This is a genomic window from Acidobacteriota bacterium (genome assembly GCA_028874215.1).
Lineage (GTDB): Bacteria > Acidobacteriota > UBA6911 > RPQK01 > JAJDTT01 > JAJDTT01.
Genome location: JAPPLF010000113.1, coordinates 3,212 through 6,302, shown reverse-complemented (window position 1 = coordinate 6,302; position 3,091 = coordinate 3,212). Strand labels below are relative to the sequence as shown.

The window sequence follows — 3,091 nt, the reverse complement described above, 5'->3', positions numbered from 1 at the left end:
TCCAAATGGGATTCCACCTATTCGAAGGGCAGCCAGCTCTACCTGATCCACTGCGCGGCCTGCCACGGGAAGAACGGCGAAGGAGGCGTGGGCGTCCCCCTGAACCTGCAGAGCTTCCTGTCCGTCGCGCCCGAAGGGTACATCCGCCGCTCCATCTTCTACGGGCGCCTGCCGCGCCAGATGATCCCGTTCGGCACTTTCCTCAAGAAAGAAGACATCGAAGCCATCGCCGCCTACGTGCGAAGCTGGCAGCTGCGCGACTACGCCGGCATCGACCAGAAGCGGGTGGCGGGCTCCGTTTCCCGCGGAAAGCTCTTTTTCGACGGGATGTGCTCCGGCTGCCACGGGCGCGACGGCCTCGGCGGCCCCCAGGTGGGCGGCGGCCACGTGACCAACGCCATGGCGGGCTACGCCGGACCCGCCCTGAACAACCAGGGCTTTCTCAAATCCGCCACCGACGGCTACATCAAGGCGACGATGATGCAGGGCCGCGTCGGTACGCCGATGGGCGCCTACCTCAAGGGCAAGCAGGGGATGGTGGAGCTGACCGAGGAGGAGATTAACGACATCGTCGCCTACATCCGCACCTGGGAAAAACGCGATTCGGGACCCGTAGACCCATGGAGGGACAAGTGATGCCGAAGTTCAACCGCCGCAAGTTTCTCAAGACTTCCACCGCGCTGGCCACCGGACTCGCCATGGGCGGGACCCTGACACGCGACAAGGAACTGTTCCAGCTCGTCACGGATGCCGAAGGCGCCCAGGACACGCGGAAGCTGGTGCCCACGCAATGCCCTTACTGCGGTGTGGGGTGCCACACCTACTACGTCGTCGAGAACGAGAAGATCGTGGCGTGCATCCCGGACAAGGACTCCCCCGTCAACCTGGGCCTGCAGTGCATCAAGGGCCTCACGGCCGCGGAGTCCCTCTACGTCGACCGGCTGGAGGAGGTCCTGATCCGCAAGGACATGTCCAACCCGCTGACCGGGCACGTCTCGAAGACGAAAGGGCGCTTCGATAAGGACGTCTTCCGCGTCGGCACGTGGGAAGAGGGCATGGAGGTCGTCTCCAACATGGTCGTCGGGGTCGTGAAGAAGCACGGGGGAAACTCCGTCGGCATCTACCAGTCCGGCCAGCTGACCATGGAGGAGCAGTGGCTGGACAACATCTTCTACAAGGGCGTCCTCCAGTCGAACAGCATCGAGGCCAACGCCCGGATGTGCATGACCTCGGCCGTGACGGGCTACATCCACAGCCTGGGAAGCGACCACCCGCCGGGGAACTATTCCGACATCGAGGACGCCGACTTCATCAACCACTGGGGCCACAACGCGCGCGGCTCGCACCCGGTGCTGTTCTGGCGCGTGGCCGCCACCAAGGAGAAGCGCAACATCCCGACCATGGTGGTCGACCCGCGCTATACCGGGACGATGGACGGCTACGCGCAGATCAACCCGAACAACAGCCTCTCGATCACCATCCGCCCAAACGGCGACCTCTCGCTTCAGAACGCCATCGCCCACGTCCTGATGAAGGAGTTCCCCCAGGCCGTGGATGAGGCCTTCATCCGCCAGCACACGGACGGGTTCGACGGCTACCGCGAAGGCATCATGGCCCGCTACAGCCCGGAGCAGGTCATCGACCGCACGGGCATCGCCCCCTCCGTGGTCAGGCGGATCGCCTCGATCTGGGCGGACGCCACGCTCAAGGGCAAACGCCGCAAGCGAGGCGGCGTCCTCTCCTTCTGGGGGATCGGGTACAACCAGTCGCTCCACGGACAGCACCGCAACATCAACATCATCAACCTCCATCTGCTGACCGGGAACATCGGCAGGCCGGGAGCAGGCCCGTTCTCCATGACGGGACAGCCCAACGCCATGAGCGAGCGCCTGATGGGCGGCCTGACCGGACGGCTCCCGTTCAACGAGGGCATCAAGAACGCCGCGCACCGCAAGAAGATCAACGAGGCCTGGGGCCTCCCGCCCGGCCGGCTCGACGTCACCGCCAAAGCCCCGAACAAGGGCATGACCATCGGCATGTTCGAGCGCGCGCTCAAGGGCGACATCAAGATAATGCAGTTCGCCTACGCCACCCACGTGGACCTGCCGGAGGTGGATACCCTCATCCGGCCCGCCATCACCAGGACGTTCACCTACATGGTGGAGGCCTACCGGCACGCCCCGAACCTGCTCTACGGCGACGTCATCTTCCCCGCCGCCACCCACGGGGAGAAATGGGGGGTGTACCAGAACAGCGAGCGGAAGATGTACGTCACGGACAAGGCCATGGAGCCGCCCAAAAACTGCCGGCCGGATCTGGACGTCATCATCGACGAGGGCAAGTCCATCGCGGCGAAGCTCGGCCTGGACGCGGAGAAGATATTCCCCTACGAGCGGAAGGCGGACGGCTTCTACGACCCCGAAGAGGTCTACCGGGACATCATAGCGGCCAGCAAGGGATCGGATGCGGACCTGACGGGGATGCTCGAGGTGGAGAAGCGCGACAAGCTCTCTCCCTACGCGCAGCTCAGAAAGCGCAAGGGTCTCTTTTATCCCGCCCCCACCTACGAGATCGCCAAAGAGGGAGGGGTCCCGCGCAAGTACATGGCGCAGGAGACCGGCTGGGCGGACAAGCCCTACAGCGCCTTCCGCCGCAAGAACGGCAGGGCGAAGTTCAAGCTCACCGAGCAGGACTACTCGCGCGCCAGGGAGCTCACGGATATCTTCGCGAAGGCGGGCAAGGACCCGAACTTCTTCGCCATGGACCACTACGACGTGCTCATCGAGATGCGCGACGCCGGGCTGACGCCGGAACTGCCGGATTTCGACTACTACGGAAAATCCATGGCGGAGATCAAGAAGGCCGACAAGTACCCGTTCTGGCTGAACTTAGGGGTCGTCTTCGAGCACTTCCACACCACCAAGACGATCCGGGCGGCCACCACCCGCCGGCTGGTGCCGGAGCAGTACCTCGAAATGAACCCCCGCGACGCCCGGCGGCTGGGAATCGAGGACGGGGAATGGGTGCGGGTCGTGACGCCCCGGGGCAGCTACGAGGCGCGGGCCAGCATCGGCACGAAGAGCAAGGTCAA

At 64.5% G+C, this 3,091-nt stretch carries 2 protein-coding genes; both read left to right on the top strand.

All coding sequences use genetic code 11. The features are described 5' to 3' along the window. On the top strand, window positions 1-636 hold a 636-nt coding region (locus OXT71_23105), incomplete at its 5' end, for a c-type cytochrome (protein ID MDE2929289.1). Continuing rightward, the coding region (locus OXT71_23100) for a molybdopterin-dependent oxidoreductase (GenBank protein MDE2929288.1) at window positions 636-3,091 on the top strand (2,456 nt) is incomplete at its 3' end. The genes OXT71_23105 and OXT71_23100, both read left to right, overlap by 1 nt.